This is a genomic window from Colwellia sp. BRX10-3 (assembly GCF_014077505.1).
Lineage (GTDB): Bacteria > Pseudomonadota > Gammaproteobacteria > Enterobacterales > Alteromonadaceae > Cognaticolwellia.
Genome location: NZ_JACGWA010000010.1, coordinates 114,632 through 137,683, shown reverse-complemented (window position 1 = coordinate 137,683; position 23,052 = coordinate 114,632). Strand labels below are relative to the sequence as shown.

Annotated in this window: 11 protein-coding genes; 5 read left to right on the top strand and 6 right to left on the bottom strand. The window is 36.9% G+C overall.

Annotation, left to right across the window (positions count from 1 at the left end):
- Nucleotides 1-538: 538 nt before the first annotated feature.
- Entirely contained in the window at nucleotides 539-937 is a 399-nt protein-coding gene (locus H4J38_RS13925) for a biopolymer transporter ExbD (RefSeq protein WP_182132541.1), read from the bottom strand.
- Nucleotides 938-1,234: 297 nt separating this feature from the next.
- Nucleotides 1,235-3,394: a S46 family peptidase gene (locus H4J38_RS13920; protein ID WP_182132539.1), complete on the bottom strand. Its 2,160-nt coding sequence runs from the start codon at nucleotides 3,392-3,394 to the stop codon at nucleotides 1,235-1,237.
- A 322-nt stretch (nucleotides 3,395-3,716) separates the two neighbouring features.
- Here H4J38_RS13920 and H4J38_RS13915 point away from each other — a divergent pair, with 322 nt between their 5' ends.
- Nucleotides 3,717-4,718, top strand: a complete 1,002-nt coding sequence (locus H4J38_RS13915; protein WP_182132537.1) for a GGDEF domain-containing protein — start codon at nucleotides 3,717-3,719, stop codon at nucleotides 4,716-4,718.
- A gap of 410 nt (nucleotides 4,719-5,128) precedes the next feature.
- Here the strand turns inward: H4J38_RS13915 and H4J38_RS13910 are convergent, their stop codons facing one another.
- A complete protein-coding gene (locus H4J38_RS13910) occupies nucleotides 5,129-7,534 on the bottom strand; it encodes a S8 family serine peptidase (protein ID WP_182132535.1) in 2,406 nt (801 codons plus the stop codon).
- Between the two features lie 359 nt (nucleotides 7,535-7,893).
- Here H4J38_RS13910 and H4J38_RS13905 point away from each other — a divergent pair, with 359 nt between their 5' ends.
- The 3 genes from H4J38_RS13905 (at nucleotide 7,894) to H4J38_RS13895 (ending at nucleotide 15,222) form a co-directional block, all read left to right on the top strand.
- A complete protein-coding gene (locus H4J38_RS13905) occupies nucleotides 7,894-9,726 on the top strand; it encodes a S8 family serine peptidase (protein WP_182132533.1) in 1,833 nt (610 codons plus the stop codon).
- A 251-nt stretch (nucleotides 9,727-9,977) separates the two neighbouring features.
- Entirely contained in the window at nucleotides 9,978-11,669 is a 1,692-nt protein-coding gene (locus H4J38_RS13900; RefSeq protein WP_182132531.1) for a S8 family peptidase, read from the top strand.
- A gap of 382 nt (nucleotides 11,670-12,051) precedes the next feature.
- Nucleotides 12,052-15,222 carry a two-component regulator propeller domain-containing protein gene (locus tag H4J38_RS13895; protein ID WP_182132529.1) on the top strand — a complete coding sequence of 1,057 codons (3,171 nt, stop codon included), beginning with the start codon at nucleotides 12,052-12,054 and terminating at the stop codon, nucleotides 15,220-15,222.
- On the opposite strand, the gene H4J38_RS13890 is transcribed toward H4J38_RS13895, so the two are convergent.
- Nucleotides 15,214-18,225: an ATP-binding protein gene (locus H4J38_RS13890; protein WP_182132527.1), complete on the bottom strand. Its 3,012-nt coding sequence runs from the start codon at nucleotides 18,223-18,225 to the stop codon at nucleotides 15,214-15,216. The two genes, H4J38_RS13895 and H4J38_RS13890, sit on opposite strands and share 9 nt — an antisense overlap.
- Before the next feature lie 195 nt (nucleotides 18,226-18,420).
- Nucleotides 18,421-18,930 carry a YgjP-like metallopeptidase domain-containing protein gene (locus tag H4J38_RS13885; protein ID WP_182132525.1) on the bottom strand — a complete coding sequence of 170 codons (510 nt, stop codon included), beginning with the start codon at nucleotides 18,928-18,930 and terminating at the stop codon, nucleotides 18,421-18,423.
- A 244-nt stretch (nucleotides 18,931-19,174) separates the two neighbouring features.
- Here H4J38_RS13885 and H4J38_RS13880 point away from each other — a divergent pair, with 244 nt between their 5' ends.
- Nucleotides 19,175-21,097 carry a S9 family peptidase gene (locus tag H4J38_RS13880; protein WP_182132523.1) on the top strand — a complete coding sequence of 641 codons (1,923 nt, stop codon included), beginning with the start codon at nucleotides 19,175-19,177 and terminating at the stop codon, nucleotides 21,095-21,097.
- Nucleotides 21,098-21,180: 83 nt separating this feature from the next.
- On the opposite strand, the gene pgi is transcribed toward H4J38_RS13880, so the two are convergent.
- The gene (pgi, locus tag H4J38_RS13875) at nucleotides 21,181-22,824 is read right to left on the bottom strand and encodes a glucose-6-phosphate isomerase (protein ID WP_182132521.1); all 1,644 of its coding nucleotides are present in this window, start codon (nucleotides 22,822-22,824) and stop codon (nucleotides 21,181-21,183) included.
- Nucleotides 22,825-23,052: the final 228 nt, after the last annotated feature.

The window sequence follows — 23,052 nt, the reverse complement described above, 5'->3', positions numbered from 1 at the left end:
TTCCGAACTCAGAAGTGAAACGTGTTAGCGCCGATGGTAGTGTGGGAGTTCCCATGTGAGAGTAGGACATTGCTAGGCTTCTATTTAGAAGAGCCCGATTCGAAAGAGTCGGGCTTTTTGCTGTCGGGGATTTGATAAATAACGCTAAGTAACCCAGAGCCACCTGATCCCATTTCGAACTCAGAAATAATACGTGTTAGCGTCGGTGGTCAAGCGCGTGTGGGAGTTATTCTCTTTATGTGGGGTCGCTCTGATGCATCTAAGACATGAGTTAATTCTTACGTCAGTAGGACGCCGCTCCTGCACATCCATGTGCCCACGGCATTAGTGCATCCTTGCACGTCATTACTAGGCTTCTATTTAGAAGAACCCGACACAAAGGCGTTCTTCTAAATATTATGTTTAATCACATAGCTCGTTCTTGATATTTCGAACTGCAAAACAGTATCTAATTTCACACGTTTAGATCCTCTTACAGTTAGCGCTTAAGTGTCTAGCAGTATCAATATTTCTGAATCTACAGCCTTCTTAGTGAATTTTATTTACCGATTGATATTGTAAGCTGTTCGAATGGTTTAATATTATCAATCACTCTTACTACCATTTCATGCGTTGCATCGTGATGTGCAATAACTACTGCGCTATCAGTTTGGTTTTCTGATAAGAAACTTTCTATACGTGCTGATAACCTTTCGATATCAACTAACTTGCCATTAAATTTTAACTGCCCGGTTTCTGCTATCTGTACTACCACACTCGGCGCATTGACCTCGGAAGGATTGTTTTTTGCTTTTGGTTTATTAACCAACAAGCCTTCTTCTTTGATAAAAGAGGTAGTGACAATAAAAAAAATGAGTAAGATAAAAACAATATCTAGCATTGGCGTCATATCTACGTCTGCTTCTTGTCCTTCATCTGTATGCTTTCTCCGGGCCATTTGTTTTCCTTTTTATATTTTATTAGTTATTTATTATCTGTTCATATTTAATATGTACGAAGCCATACGTAGTTACAAGCTTTATTTACGACTTATTTCGTAGTTATATTTTATTGTCATTATATGTATGATTTATCTAAATATTTATTTGTGACGAGGTGTTTTTATCTATTTACCATGAAATCATCTGGGTTGAGTTAGGCTATTTGAATAATTATTATAGGTATAAAAAATCCAGCATTTGCTGGATTTTTTTAGTGATATATTGAACTCAATTAATTCATCTCAAATTATGTCTTATTCCACAATATCCATTTCTTCAATCAAGTTAGTTGCACCGTCGACATGTTCCATAACCCAAAGCATGTATTTAATATCAACATGAATTGAGCGGTTTAGTTTAGTGTCATAATCCCAGTCGCCAATAATACTTTCATATACACCATCAAAGACTAAACCAACAAATTCGGCTTTATCGTTGAGTGTTGGAGAGCCTGAATTACCGCCCGTGATGTCAAGAGTCCCTAAAAAGTTTACCGGTACAGAACCTAGTTCTTTCTTAGCATATTCACCGTATTGTTTTTCGTTAATAAGAGCAAGTTGCTTTTTAGGTGAGTCAAACGGATCGATACCAGTATCTTTTCTAACAATACCCTCTAGGGTTGTAAACGGTGTTGCTACTAAACCATCTTGTGGAGAATAGCCTTTAACATTACCGTAAGTAACGCGCAGCGTACTATTAGCGTCAGCGTATACCGGAAGATTTTGTGAGTTAAAATAGGCAATTAGCGCCGCCATATATTTTGGTCTATATGATTGAATATTGCCCGAAAGCTCTTCACTGGTCTCTTCAATAAATTTACGCTCAGCATAGCTAGCAACAGCTAATTGAATAAAAGGGTCATTACTACTAGTGAAATCGGCTGGTGTTTTTTTCATCCACGCTAGTCGGGTCTCTTGATTGTTTAATGTTGTTGCTTGGTACATTTTAGTCAGCTTTGCTTGGAACTGTTGTTCGTTATAGTTTTTATCGGTACCAAAGAACTTATCCATTGATTCTAGTCTTTGTGTTTTTGGTAGTTGAGCATAATGTTTAAACATGGCAAGTAGAATTTTTTGATCCATCTGAGCATCAAATCTTCTATTAACGGCCTTCATGCTTTGTTCAAAACGAGCGATATCTCTTTCCTGATAACCGCCTTTACGTTCTACATTAGGTTTCTGATTTTCAAGAGATAGTCGGTATAAGCGGTTAGCGCTACTTAGCATTTTGCTATAATTAATGTAACCTAAGATTAGATCTCTAGCTTGGCTTTGTTGATCTTGTTTCACTAGGCTATTTAAGCCTTTTAATGCATCACCATACTGATGTTTACGTGCTTTATCAGCGTTAATCCAAGCATTTAGTGAAGATTCTAATGCTTGTTTACGGGTAAGTGTCGTACCTTTATTGTAACTCTCAATCATGCTACCGTAATTTTTTGCATAATTAGCCAGTCCGGCTAGGGTGCTTTCATATTTTATACGTACGTCACTTCCTGGTGCTGAATTGTCATGAATAAGCTCGATGATCTCCTCGCGGTAAGCTTTTGCTTGCGGATAAGTCCAAGTAAATTGATTTTCGACTTCAAGCGCTGTTCGATAACGATTGGTTCGACCAGGGTAACCAAGCACCATGATGTAGTCATTTTCATCTACACTACTTTTATTTACCTTTAAATGATGTTTAGGCTCATATGGAACATTATCAACACTGTAATCAGCGGGTTGTCCGTCTTTACCTACATAAGCACGATAAAAACCATAATCGCCTGTATGTCTTGGCCACATCCAATTGTCGATATCTCCGCCGTACTTACCAATACTACTAGCCGGTGCGTGCACTAAGCGCACGTCTCTAATAGTAAGTTGTTTAAATAGATAATATTCTAAGCCACCGTGAAAGTTAACCACACTACAACGATACTTATTATCACTTTCACAATCTGCGATTAAAAATTTAGAACTATGGTCAATACTATTATAGCGTTCAGCCCCTGACATATCTGACTTTAAAGGAGCTTGAATGATATCAGTAACAGGTGTTATTTCTTCTGTAACATAAATTCTACTGCCTGGTGTTGCAGGAAGTTCTTCTTTAAATGACTTTGCCAAGAAACCGTTTTTCAGTAAGTTATTATCTTCAGTGGAGTTATATTGCACTGAGCCATATACACAATGATGATTAGTTGCCACTAGCCCTTGATCTGAGACGAAAGACGCTGTACATCCGCCCAAACTGACGATGGCACCCATTGGAAATCCTGTAAGCTCAGTTAACGAGTTAGGGTTGAGTTTTAATCCTGCGTCAACAAGCTTTGTTGCAATTTTTGGAAGCTGATGCGGTTGCCACATCCCTTCGTCAGCAATTGCTGCTGTTGATCCTAATGTAAAGCACAGTAAAGCGAGTTTTTTCATTATTTTTATTCTCTAAAGTTAATATTCAATACTTTCAGTAGTTTGCTGTATCACAGTTTATTAGTCAAAAGCAGTACCAATTATCTGCAATAGAGTGAATTTGTATTTTAAATTATAAATTAAGGACTCTATTGATTGAAAATCAGCCAAATAGTTAGACTAAAGCCCATACGACTGACGTTTTAATCTTTTAATACTTGTCGAAAGTAACTTATTTAGATATTCTGTCGATGTTAGTAACGCAAACTTTACGTTTTCTTTGTATTACCTAACAAGTAAATACAAATAACAATAATAATAAATAGACTCTTAAGGAGCGATTGTGCTTATTAAAGATAATTTTGATGAGGCATTGAAGTTCAGTGAATCAACTAACGAATTTTTATCTCATTATCAAATTCCACCTAGCCCGGTAAATTATTCAGTCATATATCTGCATATCAGTAAACGTAATGAAAAATTAACTGCTGAGTTAGAGAGGCATGTACAGACTTTTCAAGAAGTTGATTTAACTTTTATTGAAGGTTTATTTGAAAAGTATATCTCCAATTCTCATACGATTGAAAAGCAAATATTAGACCCTATTGAGAAGTCTTTAACCTCAACGTTAGCAAAACTTAATTTACAGGTGGATAGTGATAGAACCGTCGCTTCCAATCTTAAAAAAGCAGAAAAAGCACTTTCTAAGCACGAATACCATAAATCTATGCAAAATATTGTCAATTTTCTGATGCACAACGTTACTGCTTCTCAGCAGCAGCATAGTGATTTATCTTTAGAACTAACCAGAGCTTGTGGCGAAGTCAGCTTTTTAAAGGCTAAGCTTGAAAAAGCTCGTCATGAAGCGATAGTTGATTCTCTTACGGGTTTATATAATCGTCGTGGATGTGATATTAAATTACAAAAATTAGATATTGACCAAGTGCATTCTTCACTGGCAATAGACATTGATCATTTTAAGAATGTGAATGATCAATTTGGACATTTTATTGGTGACAAAGTAATTCAGCGTATCGCTAAAGTGATTAAATCAACTATTTCCGATAAGGACATTGCTGTTCGTTTTGGCGGTGAAGAGTTTGTCGTTGTTATGGTTAATAAAACTCTAACGCAGGCACACGAAGTTGCAGAAAAAATAAGGTTAGCGATATCGCAATTAAAATTGATGCAACGAGACTCTAAAGCTTACTTGCCCAAGATTTCAGTTTCAATTGGTGTAGCACAACTCCAAAACGAGCTAAACTGGGCCGCACTTTTTGAGCAAGCCGACACCGCTTTATATCAAGCTAAAAACAGCGGTAGAAATAAAAGCGTTTGTTTATAAGTATACAATCTGTTCACTTTGATTTTGTTCAGCCAGCGCCTACTTGTTAATCGATTGAGGTAACTCAATCCCTTTCAGCTTTAATAAAGCAATATTGTTCTTTTCTAATCCACGAAAAATTGTTAACAGTATTTTATATTGTTAATAATAACTTTCATTTCAATGTTACTCACACTTTAAAATTCTACAATCTTATATTCCTTAATATTAGTCTCTAGTATCTATAGATTTAGATTAGGCTACAGCATTTGATCAGCTATGTAAGATATGAGAAATTTTGCAGTTATAGTCTTTCCATTCCTGAAAACTACCTAGAAGATTATTTGATAGCAAAATAGTGGGCAAAAAAAAGGAAAGTACATGCGTACTTTCCTTAATTGTCATACTAGTATTTAACTAGTGATAAACGCTTACGGGTTGTAAGTTACATCTAAACTAACACCACTTGCTGCAGAGTATCCATAAATACCAATGTGCCATGTGTCCGCGATAGGGTTAGTAAAAGGACATGACTCTGTGTTGCCACTTTTATATGGACGACAGTCATAAGTTGATGAAGTAGGTTTTGCTCCGCGACGGATGTATAAATCTGCATCACCTGAACCAGCACTCATATTGAAATCAAGTGTAGCCATACCTGCTGGGATATCGATTGTATAATAAGTCCATGCACCTCGAGCTACAGAAATATCAGCTACAGAAGCACTACCACCTGTTGCAGTGCCACCAGTTGGAGCTTCAGTGAAGCTACCTGTTAAATTAACACCGGTAAATGCTGAGTAACCAATTACTTTCACATGGTAAGTCCCAGCTTGTGCTGTTGTGATAGGACAAGCTTCTACATTCCCACCTTTATATGGACGACAGTCATAGACAGAAGTTGTTGGTGCTGAGCCAAATTTAACGTAAAGGTCAGCATCACCCGTGCCACCCGTCATGTTAAAGTTTAGGTCTGTTGCACCAGCAGGTACTACCATAGTGAAGCTCAACTCTTGAGACGCTGAGCCTGCCAAGCTTGTCTTAGCTACGCCGTTTTCAAGTTCATTGCCACCGCCTGTTGGGGGTGGTGTAGTTGAACCACAGCTCGCTGCTAAAGCGTCTGAAGCTGCTTTTGCTTGAACTAGACCGAAACCAGTTTTGTCATCACGACCGGCTACGCCTAAGTCAATGGCCGTTGATTTTAAAGCGTTACGCACCTCTGTTGAACTACAGTCAGGGTTATTACTCCAAACTATGGCTGCAACACCTGTAACGTGTGGCGTTGCCATTGATGTACCGTTGTAATAGGCATAGTTTTGATTGCCAACAACATTCAAATTAGCATTTATGCCTAGTTGACCCATAAGTTGCAAGCCTAAAGCACGGTTTATTGAAACTGTAGGTACGGTTACATCAGTATTAGCATCGACTAAAAATGGATTTTGTAGGCCAGGACGCGCACTATTACTATAAACAATAACACCAGATGCGCCTGCGTCAGCACAAGCTTTAGCCGGATTTATTTCTGGGTAGTTACTACCTTTTTGGTTGTCATTACGTTCAGCTAAACAAATATTGCCAGCTACGTTTGAACAACTGTATGTGCTGCCTGAAAGCGTACAAGCTGACAATACACCATTAGCAGAACTGTTTACATTACTTACCGTGAAGCTACCAGCACTTTGAACATAGTGCGTTTGTGGTACAACTTCATCATTGCCATAAGTTGTATTACCTAAAGTGATGTAACCTAAACGACCATCACCAGCAACCGTAGATAAAATCGCTTCACCTGGCGCTGAAATTTCAACTTGTGGTGTATATTGAGAAAACTCTGCATGTTGACGACCTTGGTCAAGCGCACCAACGGCCATTACTGAGTCATAAGAAGCCGGGTAAGATAAAGTCGCATCACCATCATTACCTGATGCGGCAATTAATAACACACCTGCATCTGCAGCAGCTTGTAATGAATTCTGTTCAGCGGTACTTGAACCTGCACCACCTAAGCTCATATTGATAACTTTAGCGCCATTATTTACACAGGTATCAACGGCATCAACCAAGTCGCCAACATAACCCCAACCCGCTTCGTTGAATACTTTAACAATGTGTAAATTCACGTTTGTGTTCGGTAAAATACCAACAACACCTTCAGAATTGTTTACTCCAGCGATAGTACCAGCAACATGCGTACCGTGAGAACCGCCATTTTGATACCAGTTACCAGTACCTGAATTGTTTGTACCTGATGCATTATTAGCATTCAAATCTGGATTTACACGTTCATAACCAGAATCAATAATACAAACGGTCATATTCGCAGCATCGTTATCAGTCAGTTGATCTGATTGCGTATCTGCAATACCCCAAGGCTGATTTTGCGCCATTAAGAAACGCTTGTAATCTGGTTCTGCAAATTCTACATCTGCATGGCTATTAAGCTCCATTACCATAGCTTTAACATCATTAATGTGTTTTTGCTTACCTAGAGAAATAACATGTTTGCCATTTTTAAGTTTTTTCAAATGTTTTAAGCTATGACCCGCTTTTTTAGCTAGCCCCTTTGGCATCGCTTTTTCTGAAGTAAAACCATTTAAAGCTTGTGCTTCAAAATCGCTTTTATATTTAACGATAATTCGGTCAGTAAACTTGTGGTTTTGAACTTTTTGCTTATCTTGCCATTGGCTGAATTTTGCATTGACTGCGGTCATGGTGTTATTTGCATTTACAGGTGTTAGCTGTAATTGGGTAGGTTCAAATGTTTGTGCGTTGCTTGTTGCTGTTAATATAGAAAGCGTTAATGCGCTTAAACCTAAAATTCTGTTATTGATCATTTTCGGGTAACTCCAATTTTTACGCTGAATGAAGCAAAATAATGCAACATCGGACGTATTGTTTTTATCGTTGGATGATTTGTCATCGACATCAAGCTTCGCGTTTTTAATGGATATTGAATAGTAATTAAAAGACTTTTTTTAACAAAATAACGACAAGGCTATAAATTTATTAATAAGTTAAGCTTATGTTTTATCGGTGTTTAGTTGTTTGTTGTCGCTTTATGATGAAAAAAAGTCGTATTTTTACTAGAGTGATTTTTAGTAACTGTTAATATCGAAAGAAGTTCAAGGTTAAGTGCCTTGAGATTAAAACAATAATAATAAAGCTAACTACAATAAAGATACCTGGAGCATCTATGAAAATTTCTAAATTTACCAATTCTATCATTGCCATTGCAGTAACTGCAGCATTCTCTGCACAAGCAGCTGACGATAGATACATCATTAAAGTAGACCAAAGTAAAAAAGGAATTGTTAAAGCATTAGCTAAAAAGTTAAATGCTGATATTAAAGTAGATGGAAATGGCTATTTCGCCGCGTCTTTTGCAGGTAAGTCTTTATCTGAAGTAAAAGGGTTAATGAACAACCCGCATATTCAAATGATTGAAGAAGATCAACGTCGTAGCACTAGTGCAATATATAGTGATGATGTTGGTAATGCCATGACCGAACAATTAACACCTTATGCAGTTTATCAATCACAAGCAAACCAAGTCGTTTTTAATGCTAATGCTGGCATGAAGGTATGTGTTATTGATTCTGGTCTAGACCGTTCTAATACTGATTTCATCTGGAATAACATTACCGGCGATAATGATTCAGGTTCTGGTAACTGGGATGAGCACGGTGGCCCGCACGGAACTCACGTAGCAGGTACTATCGGTGCCGCTAATAACAATATTGGTGTTGTCGGTATGGCGCCAGGTGTTGATATGCATATTGTTAAAGTATTTGACGCTGCAGGTTGGGCATACTCATCAGATCTAGCATTTGCTGCTGATAAATGTAGTGCAGCTGGCGCTAACATCATCAGCATGAGTTTAGGTGGCGGCGGTGCTAACAGCACTGAAGAGAATGCCTTTAAAGCTTTCACTGACGCTGGCGGCCTAGTAGTTGCTGCTGCAGGTAACGATGGCAACAATGTACGTTCATTCCCTGCAGGTTATTCTTCAGTAATGATGATTGGTGCAAATGATGGCAGTAACAATATTGCTGATTTTTCTCAGTTCCCTAGCTGTACAGTTTCGACAGGGCGTGGCAAAAAAGTAACAACAACTACCGATGAAACTATTTGTGTTGAAGTTACTGCTGGTGGTGTAGATACGCTTTCTACTTACCCTGCAGGTCTTGCAACAAGTGCTTCAATGAGCGCTGGTGGTACTGCTTATGCTTCTTCTTCAATGGAAAATACGGGCAACGCTAGTGGCAATACTTACTACATGGGCACTGCTGAAGCGACTGATAGTGGTGCAAATGGTAATGTTTGTGTTATCGACCGCGGCGTAATCTCATTCCACGATAAAGTACAAAACTGTCAAAACTCTGGTGGTATTGGCGCTATTTTGATTAATAACGAAGCCGGAATGCTTTACGGTACATTGGGTGATGTTAATGCAACGTCAATCCCAGCTGTTGGTGCTGCGTTAGAAGACCGTAGTGCTTTACTTGCAGCGACAACGGCTACTGTTTCGATTGGTGCAACAGACTACGGCTTTATGAGTGGTACATCAATGGCAACACCTGCGGTTTCAGGTATCGCAGCATTAGTATGGTCTAATCACAATGCATGTACTGGTACTGAAATTCGTGACGCACTTAAAGCAACAGCTGAAGATAATGGTGCAGCGGGTCATGATGATTACTTTGGTTACGGTATTGTTAAAGCCGCAGCTGCAGACGCATACTTAACAGCAAATGGCTGTGGAGGCGGTGTAACACCACCACCAACAGGCGGTGACATTAGTTCAACAACTAACGGTTATTTTTCTAAAGGTAAAAATAAAGTTGACGTGTCATGGTCTGGCGCGGTAACAAGTAGCGTTGATATTTTCCGTAATGGTTCACTAAGAACAACTACGGCAAACGATGGCGCTTATACCGATAGTTTTAAAACATCAGGAACTTTCACTTATAAAGTATGTGATCAAGGTACTGATAATTGTTCTGTTGAATCTAGCGTATCGTTTTAATTAGTATATGTAAGTAAATAAAATATCCAGCTTTTTTTAAAGCTGGATATTTTTGTTTATTAACTAGAAAATTTAATTATCTAGTTAAAAGTTGTTACTTGGTGTGATATTGTTTGCAAATAGCTTAAAAGTAAAGCGCTTTTAAAAAGTGATAGTGACATGGCTTTGGTCGCTGTTAGTAGATGTAAAAAATATTCACCCTAATGTTTTTAAAGAATTTTAAAAGATGTAACGGGCAAAGGGGATTAAACATGTCATTCACTTCGAACTCAAATAAGACCAAGCTTTTTTTAATCATTGCAGGCTTATCTATCTTAGTGTTGCTAATAGGATTTAAATCAGCAGCCAATACAGATGATACGGCTCAGTCATATATCATTAGTGCCAAAAATTTCACTTTGCTGAAAGATAACCTAAAAGCATTAGGTGTCATGCCAACTCATGAATTAAAAATCATTGACTCAGTCGCAGTGAATTTAACCGATGCACAACTTAACGATTTGCAAAAAAAGCAACAAATTACGATATCTACCAATCATAAAGTTGAATTAAGTGGTCAGGCATACGGTCAACGTAGATGGCAACCTAAATCAGTTGTTACTGAGCAAGTTGATGCGACTTACGTGCACCAAACAGGTAACTTTGGTGAAGGTGTAACCATCGGCTTTTTAGATACAGGACTTGAACAATTACAGGGTTTAGCAACTGATTTACAAGGTCGTGATAAAGCTTGGGGCACATACGATGCCATTAATGATACGGTGAGTAATTATGGTATTGAAGCAAGTGGGCATGGTACACACGTGGCTAGTATCGCGGTAAATAGTGACTATGATAGTAATGGCCAAATATATGGTGTAGCACCTAATGCTTCACATGTAGGTATCAAAGCCTTTGATGACGAAGGCAAGGCTACCTACGCGGACGTTATTCGCGGTATAGGTTGGGCATTAGAAGTTAAAGACCAAATAAACTTACGTGTGCTTAATATGTCATTCAGTGGCCCCGTTCGTTCAAATTACTGGGAAGATCCGTTAAATAAAGCAGTAATGAAAGCTTGGCAAGCCGGTATTGTAGTTGTTGCTTCAGCGGGCAATAAAGGCCCTGACCCTATGTCAATAGGTGTACCCGGTAATGTTCCCTATATTATTACTGTCGGTGCTATGACTGACGATTACACATCATTCAATTATTCAGACGATAAAGTCGCGAGTTTCAGTGGTGCAGGACCGACTGCCGAAGGCTTTGTTAAACCAGATGTTCTAGCACCAGGGGGGCATATTTCAGGTTTAATGTCCTTTGATTCACAAATTGTAATAGATCATCCTGAGTTTCATGATGGTGGCCGCTATTTCGAAATGTCAGGTACCTCACAAGCTGCTGCTGTAGTTTCAGGTGTCGTTGCTTTATTGTTAACCGATAATCCTGCATTAACACCCGATCAAGTTAAATGCAAATTGTTAGCTAGTGCCTATAGCGCAAATAACGCAGATGGTAGTAAGCGATATAGTGTATTTCAGCAAGGTGCTGGTTTAATTAGTGCTTATTACGCTATTGCCAGTACTGAAGTGAATTGCGCAAATAACACCCTAGATATTGCTAAAGATTTAAATGATGAAGAACATTTTTCAGGTCCAGCAAACATCAACGAAGACGGTAATTTTTATGTTGAAGGTTTAGGTCAAGAATATGTTTGGGACATAAACGATCCTAATTTTGTCGGCGATGGTATGCTTTGGAAAACATCACTAGAAGCTTATAGCGCTTGGCAAGATACTGCTACAACCGATGGTATGTTATGGAAGACAAACTTTGAAACAGACGGCATGTTGTGGAAAACAGGCTTTGGTACAGATGGTATGTTATGGAAGACCAGTTTTGAAACAGATGGCATGTTATGGAAGACTGCAATAGAGATTAATAATTGGGTCGAACCTCAGTAATGAAGTAGTCCTAAAAAGTCACTTATAAAATGGTGACTTTTTTATCTATATCAGCGTACTATTTTTTATGTTCATTAGTTTTCAAAAAATTCATTCAGTTTTAAATACCAATTTACAGCAATAACTTTGTCGTAAGTTGGTATTTACAAAATAGTACAGCTACGACGATCTTTTCAAACTATATATCAAGAGCCATCAAGGCAACAAACATAAAGCAATATATCTACAACCCGATGTTCGCTTTTTTTTGAAATTAATACTGCATTATCTTCTGTTTTAGAGCATTTTATACAATGCGTACTTATCTTGGATAAATATTAAATAAAATGCTGTAAAGTAATCTCAAAGTTCAAACACTCTAATCAAAGGTTAAAGTTAACTAATGAACAAGAAATTTTATCTCTGTTTTACATTCTTATTTTGTAACATGCTTTTTGCTCAAGAGAGCAAGTTATTTAAGAGTTTTGCGATTGATAATCCAATGTCTTATAAGTTTGTAATGACTATCGCTCAAGATAAAGATGGTTTTATGTGGTTTGGTGGACAAGAAGGGCTGCATAGATTTGATGGTCATCAATTACTTAGCTTTTACAATAAAACATCAGTTGATAATTCATTAAGCTCAAATGTTATAAGTCGCGTTATTATCGATTCAAACCAACGGCTTTGGATTGGAACTCGTGGAGGCGGAGTTAACCTTTACGAGCCAGAATCTAAAAGCTTTCGTCACTTAACAACTAAAACAAAAAATGCTCAGATTAGTAATGATGGCATTAATACTTTGTTTGAAGATAGCGCAGGAAAAATATGGATTGGCACAGAAAATGGACTAAATATTTTAACTACCGTAGGTGAAAGTTGGAGTGTAGTTCAAATTCAGCAAAAACTAGGTGATCACCTTAGTCTGTCTCATAACATTGTCCACGCTATTATTGAAACTGACGAGCATGAAATTTGGGTAGGTACAAATGGCGGTGGTATTTCAGTATTTGATTTAACTGGTGAGTTTAAGCGCACAATAAAATATGCTCCTCATAAAACCGATAGTTATGTTAATAAATACGTCAATGCACTTTTCAAAGATAAACAAGGAAATATTTGGGTTGGCACAGTTGATAGGGGATTATTAAAGTATACAGCGAATGAAAATAGTATTACTCATTTTAAGTTTGACGTTGATGATGAAAAATCCATTAGTAGTAATACCATTCATAATGTCTATCAAGATTTTGAAAATAATATTTGGATAGCAACAGATAATGGCTTATCAATTTATGATAATAAAACTAGTTCATTTGAAAGATTTAATTACTCAGAAAGCAATCTTTATAGTGTAAGCAGTAATTACATTATGAATTTCTTTGAAGATCCAAATGGTTTAATGTGGATTGGTACTAACAATGGATTAAATCGTTGGGATCCAACCATGACAACATTTCGCCAATATACTGGTAGAAAACACCCAACTCTTGATCGAACTAATATAACTAGCTTTTCGCAAGCATCATCAGAAAGTATTTTTTTTAGTGGCTATATTGGACGTATATATCAGTTATCTGTTAATAATGATGAGGTTACGGAGCTAGATTTAGGCGGTTTTTTTGAAAATTTACGTGTTATGACTTTATATTATGATGAAAGTTTTCTCTGGGTTGGTACAAGAGCCTCTGGTTTATATCGCGTTAATTTAATCACAAAATCAGTTAAAGCTTATGTTTATGATGAACTTAATCCATCATCACTCTCTGCGAACAGTGTTACCGATATAATTAAAGATAGGAAAGGGCATTTATGGGTGTCTACATTTAATCAAGGCCTCAATAGGTTAAATGCAGATGGTGATTTTACTCGCTATGTAAGTGATAAAAACACTCCTTCAACAGGACCAAATAATAATTCGATTTTGCACCTATTAGAAGATGAACAAGGAATTATATGGGTTGCTACCTATGGAGGTGGACTGAGTCGTTTTGATCCTAAAACAGAAAAATTTCATCACATTATAAATGATGAAGCTAACCCAAATAGTCTTTCGAGTGACCTTTCTTGGTACCTTTTATTAGATCACGAAAAAAACCTTTGGGTGAGCACCCAAGCAGCTGGACTTAACGTCTTATCTTATGAAGATAGAATTGCAGAGAATTACAATTTTAAACGTATCGGTACTAATGATGGTATGAAGAGCCAGACTGTTTATGGCATGATACAAGATAGTTTTAATGATATATGGTTAAGCTCCAATCAAGGTATAACACGCTATTCTGTAAATTCTAATGTCTTTAAACACTTTGACTTAAGTCATGGTTTGGTAGATTTAGACTATAATCATGGCGCAATTTTTAAGAGCTTAAACAATGTAATTTATTTTGGTGCTGGCAAAGGGGTTTCAAGTATTCAGCCACATAATAGTCAAAATAAAATTCTTCCACCTCAAGTACTTTTAACTAATGTCTTTAAGTTGAACGAACCTATGGTCTTTTCTTCCGCATTAACTGATCTTAAAAGTTTAGAGTTGGACTATAACGACCAATTGATTTCATTTGAGTATGTAGGGCTTAATTACGCTTATCCTGAGTCTACTAAATATAAATATCGCCTACTCGGTTTTGACCAAGAGTGGCTTGATGCCGGAAAATCACGCCGAGCGACATATACCAATCTACCCGCAGGAAAATTTCAGCTACAAATTATCGCGGGTAATAGCGATAATGTTTGGAGCGAACCAGGTCTTTCATTAGATATTGTTGTTAAACCTGCCCCATGGAATACTTGGTGGGCATATCTTTTATATACCTGTGCCGTGGCATTAGCTTTATTGTTTTATTCTCGATTTCTAAACCGTAAACTGGTTATTGAACAACAACAAAAGCTCTATTTGGAGCAGCAAGTTCATGAGAAAACTGAGAAGTTTAAGTCCAAAAATCTAGAATTAGCGCATGCCAATAAACAATTAGAAAAGGCTGCTATTGTTGATAAAGTTACGGGCGTAAAAAGTCGTCGCTATTTAGATATATATATCGAGCAAACTAGTCAATTGATGCACCAAATGCATCAAAATTTATTGCCAGTACAAAGAGATATGTTGCCACGTCTTTATATTTTAATGGTGCAATTGAAAAGTGATGAAGATGTGAGTAATAGCCAGTTGATTAACCTTACTGATTTACTGCACTATAGTCGAAATAACGATGATCTCGTTATCCGTTGGTCTAACGATACCTTTGCGGTTATTGGTTATGAAAAAGGTAATAATGCGAATGAATTAGCCGCGCGCTTATCTGGCCGTTTAACTAGTGTGGTTGATGAAAGCACGTCGATGAACATGGCCTATTCATTCTTCCCATTTAGTCGGGAAAATCCTTTAGATTTAACTTGGGATCAGATTAGTGTGTTAATAGAACAAGCATTAACTTATACCGATGAAAATAAGCAGCTTTCATGGTTGGGCTTGTGTGGGCCTAAATCTAATACTTTTGATTATTTACAGCTAATGCAGCAACGTAGCCTTACTCATTTAAAAGAGCAGGTTATTATTAAATCAGGTTTAGCTTGATGGACGCTGGTCTTTTTGCTGTTGTTGTTGATACTGCTTTGGGGTACAGCTAAACATTTCTTTGAAACAGCGCCCAAAGTAAGTCTGCGATGAAAAACCTACATCAAGTGCTATTCGGCCAATTTGAGAGCCATTTTTTAATAGCACTTTTGCTTTTTTAAGGCGAAATTCTTTAATGAAATTATTGGGTGTTATTCCTATCAGCGCTTTAATTTTACGTTGCAACTGGCGATCGCTCATAGCCATTTGTGCGGCTAACTGAATAATATCTAAGTCGGTATCTGTATATACTTCAGCGATAATCGCTTCTAGTTTTTCTAAAAATTTATTATCAAGCGTTACATCATCATCGCTCGCATGCGCTAAATCAGCAACGTTTTCAAAACTATTGTTTTTTCTATTTTCCTGAAGATCTTTATTAAAGTTACTTAAGTAGTTTTTTTGCAATTGCTCTCGGTTACTAATCAAGTTATCAATACGTGTTAATAGTTCTTGATGATTAAAAGGTTTACTTAAATACTCATCGGCCTGCAAATTTAACCCGTGCAAGCGGCTATCTAAGTCAGAACGGGCGGTTAATAGAATAACCGGAATATGAGAGGTCAGTTCATGACTTTTAAGTTGTTTCAATACCGCAAAGCCGTCAATACCGGTGAGCATAATATCGCAGACGATTATATCTGGAATGTACTCTTGGGCGAGAGTTAAACCCAGTTCACCACTGCCGGCTATTAAGCTATGATGCTGTTGTTCTATTACTTGTTTTATATGGCTCTGCATATCTAAGTTGTCTTCTATGACTAATACAACTTTTTGGCTATGGTTTCTAATGTCTTTACTAGCGTTGTGCGGCTCTATTAATAAAGAGGCGACTTCAGTTTGAGAAATACTTAATGGAGTCGATTTTTCTTCTGATATGGCTGGCGCACAAGGAATTATTAGCGAAAATTTACTGCCTTTATTGTACTCACTGAAAACATTTATTTGCCAATGATGTGCTTTAACCAGCTCACTAACCAAAGACAAACCAATACCAACGCCGAATACACCTTGATTTTTTTCGTCGTCAGCACGTTGAAAACGCTCAAAAATTTTACTTTGTGATGCACTATCAATACCTATACCAGTATCAATAATATCTAGGGTGAAATTATCACTGTCGCTATGGGCAATCACTTGAATTGTGCCGCCTGCTGGTGTGTATTTAATAGCGTTGGCAATCAAGTTAAAGATGATTTTTTCAAACGCTTGAGCGTCACAGTCAAGCCATATATGATCAGGAATATCACAAGTTAAGGTTAGATTGTTTTGTGTTGCTAAGCGTGCAAAAGAATCTGCAGGCATCGACATCAGTGTATGTAGGCGGTAGGTTGCCATTGATAACTGCGGATTGTCAGATAAACGAGACAGCTCAAGTAACTGTTCAACCATACGTACCAGTCGCAAACCATTGCGCTTTGCCGTTTTGAGTTCTTTACCTTCTTCCTCTGTTTGAGCTTTCACCAAGTACCTATCTAAAATACCGTTAATAATCGTTAAAGGTGTTCTAAATTCATGAGAAATATTAGCAATAAATTTATCTTTCAAATCTAAGGCTTGTTGCTCGGCAAGCTTACGCGCGGTGAGGTTAATAAAGGTAATGACGACTAGAGGCTGTTCTTCTCTTTCTGCCCATTGTAACTCTGCTTGCACAGGAAATTGTTTTCCGTCTTTACGGGTAGCAGTGCATTCTATCGAAATACCAGCATCTTTGCGTTGCAGGGTATAAACATTACTTTTGAAATCAAAAAAGTAATGCATTTGGTCATCTGATGAAAAGAAATCACTAACCTTTGTGGCAATGATTTCTCGTTCAAGACATTGAAAAAGCTGTACGGCGGCAGGGTTTGCTGACAGAACAATACCGTCGGTACTCGTGGTTAATATGGCATTGCTAGAGGCATTAACTATAGCTTTGTCTTCACTGTTAAGCATAGTGTTAGTTAATAATTGATTAAGTTTTACTAGTTCCTGCTGGGCAGAGTTTTGCAGATTAATTTGTTGTTGTTTTTTATGTCCTAAGCGATTTTTACGGTAAATAATTGTGGTTAATAATGTTAAAGCTATACCCAGCCAAGTGGCAATTAATATCGATTGCAAGTATGACTTTATATTGTAATGCAGATCTAACTCAATACCGGCTAAGTGTATTAATATAGAACAAGAAATCAATAATATTAAGTAGAGTTCAGCTAAAGAAGAAGGTGCTATTTCTATTGGAGGCTCTGAAGACTTTAAAGAATTATTAGCCGCAATAATAAGTGCGCAATAAGGGATAAGTATTAACAATGTCAGTAAATAATCTGGCAATGAAATCAAGACCCAATTATTGAGGTAATCAAAAAGGTTATTTAACAGTATTGCCCCAGCAGAAATAGCAAGTATGTAATAAATTCGACACCAAAACGTACTTTTACATTGGTAGCTATTAGTTACTAATCGAATAAAAATGAGCGCAGCTATCAGTAAATGAAACAATTGTGATGAGGCAACTTTATCCTCATTATTACTTGCAAACTCAATAGGAAGTAATACGAAGTAACTAAAGCATATTAAGGTAAAGAATATTGCTGCTACACGATTACTTATATTTCTATTTGTTTTTGATTCATTGATATGAGGATTGGTTTCTATGGCTAAAAGAATAAAGAAATAGCTGCAAAGCGTGAAAAAGTCTCGCAGCAAAAGCTCGTTACTAATGAGGTTAAAACTAAATAATAAATTTGATAACAGTGACGATAATAAGGCTAAGGTGATAAATTGCCAAAACAGCTTTAATGCACGCGTTTTAATGCGCAAATAGCTAATAGTGACAAAACAAACACTCATTATTTGTAATAACAACAATGGCCCTTGCTCAAGCCAAGTATTATTTAAGGGAAATATATCGCCTATTAAAAAATAGGGTAATAAGGTTAGAACAACACTAACAGTTAGTACTAATTTTCTTTTTTTTATCTGCAAATCTACAACCTAATGGTGAATGACAACACGTTTATTTATATTTGATAGGTTGGCATTAGTTTAGCTATTGGCAGTATACATTATGTTAATGTATTGTGAATCATCACAGAGGGAATTAACTTTTACTTCTCTTGAATAGGGTGGTTTTATATCGCTAAACAAGGATAATAAAACGAGTATAGATGGATACTGCTTTTATTTATATATATTACCGTTGTTTTCCAGCTCGGTGAGATAAATACGCGTCATCAATTCTAGTTGATGATAATTTGGCAGCATGTGTTGGCAGAGCTTATAAAACGCTTTGTCATGATTTTTTTCTTTTAAGTGGGCAAGCTCATGTACCACAATCATACTTAATAGCGCTTCGGGTGCTTTCTTAAATATACTGCCAATACGGATTTCATTTTTGCTTTTTAATTTATTGCCTTGTACGCGTGAAACATAAGTGTGTAAGCCTAGCGCATTGTTAATTATATGAATTTTATCATCATATTTTACCTGACTCAGTGGTGCAGATTTTTTTAGATATTGTTGTTTTATTGTCAGGGAATATTCGCGCAATGCTTTATCAGTTGTTATTTCATGCGGTTCTGGAAATTGCGTTAATAAATAAACCTTTAACTTATCTTCCTTAATAAGCTTGAATACTTGCTGTTGAATATCAGGAGAATAATGAGATAAGTATTTTAACGGTGTGGTCATGTGACTCATTACTTTCTGTATTATTGACGGTTGTGATTATGCGCATAGTTTACGCTATTTTAATTTCAGTAGTCATTATTTTACATGCTAATTTTAAGCATAGCTTTAGATGACAATTTTCGATAAGAAGGCTGCAAGTAATGAAGACTTTAATTGAACGATAATTGTTCTATACTTGTTTTTGATTAAAAGTGTTTGATAACTAAAATAAAATTTTATGAAGAATTAATATTAAGGGAATAAAATGCAAAAGTTACCTAAATTAGCGAAATTTTTAGCACTATTTACGGGGATGTTATTATTACTCGCCTGTTCAAAACAAGCGCCAATTGTACAAATAGATGAGCCAGTAAAAGAAAAATCAATATTTCAAACTTACAGTGCTGAAGAGTTTTTTAAAACGCGCTCAGTGTTTGGTTCTTCGATCAATGCCGATGCTAGCGCCGTATTAGTAAGTGATGATGAAAGTGGTATTTATAACGCTTATAAAGTACCTTTAGATGGCTCACAGGTAACACAATTAACAAATTCAACCAAAGAGTCAATTTATGTTGTTGGTTGGTTTCCTGAAGATGACCGATTTTTATATAGTGCGGACAAAGGCGGTAATGAATTAGACCACCTGTTTGTACAAGCATTAGATAGCACAGAAAAAGATTTAACACCGGGTGAAGGTTTAAAGGCATTTTTTGTTAGTTGGCATGAGAATAACAAACAATTTTTTGTCGCCACGAATGAAAGAGATGCCAAATATTTTGATATTTATTCATATCAAGTAGCAGACTATTCTAGAAAACTGATCTATCAAAATAATTCAGGCTATTCACCTGAAGCAGTTAGCCCTAATGGGCAATATATAGCCCTAAGTAAAAGTAACTCCAACGCCGACTCTAATTTATATATAGTTGACTTAGCCAGCAAAGCGGCTTTAGCAGAATTGATCAGCGCGCATGAAGGCGATGTTGAGCATAGTGCTTATACCTTTACTCGTGATAATAGTGCGCTAATTTATTCTACCAATGAGTTTGGCGAATTTAATCAAGCTTGGTCTTACAACTTGGCCAGTAAAGATAAGTCAGAAAATTTTGCGGTTAATTGGGATGTCAGTTTTACCTATTTTTCTAAAGATGGTCACTACCAAGTTCATGGTGTGAATGCTGACGCGCAAACAAAAATAGAAATTATCGACTTAAGAACTAATAAAAACCTTTCTTTGCCTGATATGCCAAGCGGTGATTTACGTGGTGTGAACTTTTCTAATGATGGCAAGCAAATGGTTTTTTACATCAATTCAGACACTTCACCGTCAAACCTCTACGTGCATCAGTTAGGCAGTAATTCTATAAAACGCTTAACCGATACTGGCAACCCAAACATTTTAGAAGAAAACTTAGTCGTGGGTGAAGTTGTACGATTTAAAAGTTTTGATGGCTTAGAGATCCCCGGTATTTTATATAAACCAAAACAAGCAGCGACACAAAAAGTACCCGCTTTAGTATGGATACATGGTGGCCCAGGAGGGCAAAGTCGCAAAGGCTACTCGGCGCTTATTCAGCATTTAGTGAATAATGGTTACGCTATTTTTAGAATTAATAACCGCGGCTCAAATGGTTATGGAAAAACCTTTTATCATTTAGATGATAAAAAGCATGGCGACCATGACTTAAAAGATGTGGTTTACAATAAGTATTATTTGCAAACGTTAGATTGGGTTGATGCCGATAGAATTGGTGTTATCGGTGGCAGCTACGGCGGTTATTTAACTATGGCAGCCATGACGTTCACGGATGAGTTTGAAGTGGGTATAAATATTTTTGGGGTTACAAACTGGGTTAGAACCTTAGAAAGCATACCGCCATATTGGGAAGCCTTTCGCCAATCACTTTATGATGAATTAGGCGATCCAAGTACAGACAAAGAACGCTTACATAATATTTCACCGGTATTTTTTGGTCAAAATGTTAAAAAGCCTGTGTTAGTCGTACAAGGTAAGAATGACCCTCGGGTATTGAAAATTGAAAGTGATGAAATGGTGGAATCTATCCGAAGCGGCGGCACTTATGTTGACTATTTAGTGTTTGATGACGAAGGCCATGGTTTTAGTAAAAAAGCGAATCGTATTAGTGCCTCGAATAAATATTTAAGTTTTTTACAGAATCATTTATAAGTAATACCCACTGAATATAGGTCTAAACTAAAAATAGCGAACCTAGTGTTCGCTATTTTTTTATCTTTAGTATTAAAAAAAGGCTATTTCGTATAGCTTTGATAAAAGTTAATTAAGCCAGAAGTCGAACTGTCATGCAGATCACTTATATTACCCGACGATAACTCTTCTTGAATATTATTGGCTAAGCCTTTACCCAATTCCACCCCCCACTGATCAAAAGAACAAATTTGTAAAATAATGCCTTGTACGAATATTTTATGCTCATACATCGCAATTAAACTGCCTAATGAACGTGGAGATATGCGTTTCATTAAAATGGTATTAGTGGGGCGATTACCTTTGTGAACCTTATGTGGGGCGACTTTATCTATGTAGTCTTGCGTACGGCCCTTAGCTTTTAAATCTGCACGAACCTGAGTTTCATCAACGCCTTGCATAAGTGCTTGGGTTTGGGCAAAAAAGTTAGCCATTAACGTTTCATGGTGGCCTTGTACGGGTGTGACACTTTCAACCGAACCAATAAAATCAGCAGGCACAACATTATTACTTTGATGTAAATATTGATAAAAAGCATGCTGGCCATTAATACCTAATTCACCCCAAATAGACGGCACGGTAGGATAGGAAATCGGCATGCCATCCCAAGTGACTGATTTACCATTACTCTCCATTTCAGCTTGTTGTAAATAAGCTGATAACATATGTAAAGGTTGATCGTAAGGTAAAATTGCCTGAGATTGCGCGCCAAGAAACGTACAGTTCCAAACACTTAACAACGCTAGAATAACAGGTGCGTTTTCAGCTAATGGCGTATGACAAAAATGCTGATCAATTTCATGGGCGCCTTCAAGTAATTCAATAAAACGTTCAAATCCTAAATCAATAGCGATAGGTAAACCAATAGCAGACCAAAGCGAGAAACGACCACCGACCCAATCCCACATATCAAAAATATTTTCTTCAGCAATACCAAATTCGGTAGCATTCTTTTTATTGGATGATACCGCTACAAAATGTTGAGCTATGGCTGATTGATCAAAAGAAGCAGAAACTAACCACTTCATTGCCGTTTTAGCGTTGGTCATGGTTTCGGTAGTGGTAAATGTTTTACTTGAAACAATAAATAAGACTTTCTCAGGATTTAATGGCCGAAGTACATTCGCTATTTGCGTGCCATCAACGTTGGAAACATAATGTACATTAACGCTGTTATCGCTGTATTGGTCTAACGCTTCTGTGACCATTTGTGGGCCTAAGTTTGAGCCACCAACACCAATGTTTACCACATCGGTAATTCGTTTTCCTGAGTAACCACTCCATAAACCTTGGCGAACTTTCTCACTGAAGGTTTTCATTTTATCTAGTGCCAGTCGCACATCAATATTAATATCTTTACCATCGAGCATGATAGGCGTTTCGCTGCGGTTTCTTAAAGCCGTATGCAATACTGCGCGATCTTCAGTACGATTAATTCGCTCACCGCTAAACATTTTTTCTCGCCAAGCCTCAACATCACACTCTTTAGCTAAGTTGAACAGCATTTCCATAGTTGATGCTGATATAAGGTTTTTTGAATAATCGAGGAGAAAGGGCGCAAGCTGAATAGAGAACTGTTCAAAACGTTTCGGGTTTTGTTTAAATAGCTCGCTCATATGTTGTGACTTCATGTCAGTAGCGTGATTTTCCAGCTTCTGCCAGCTAGGTAATGAGGTTCTGTCTTGCATACTGTCTCCAATGGCTTATGCGAATGTTTATAATACGGTGATTACTTAAAATTACGAGCCTGCTATAGCCTACTATTTACTAAAACTAACGTAGTTGCTAATAATTAATTGGTCTATTGAACTATCAATTAATTATTTATCTGACCATTAGGTCAGGTTTTTGTTTAAAAAGATATTAATGCCTTAATAAAATTGATAAAGAGCATGGTATGTTTATGTTTTTATTTT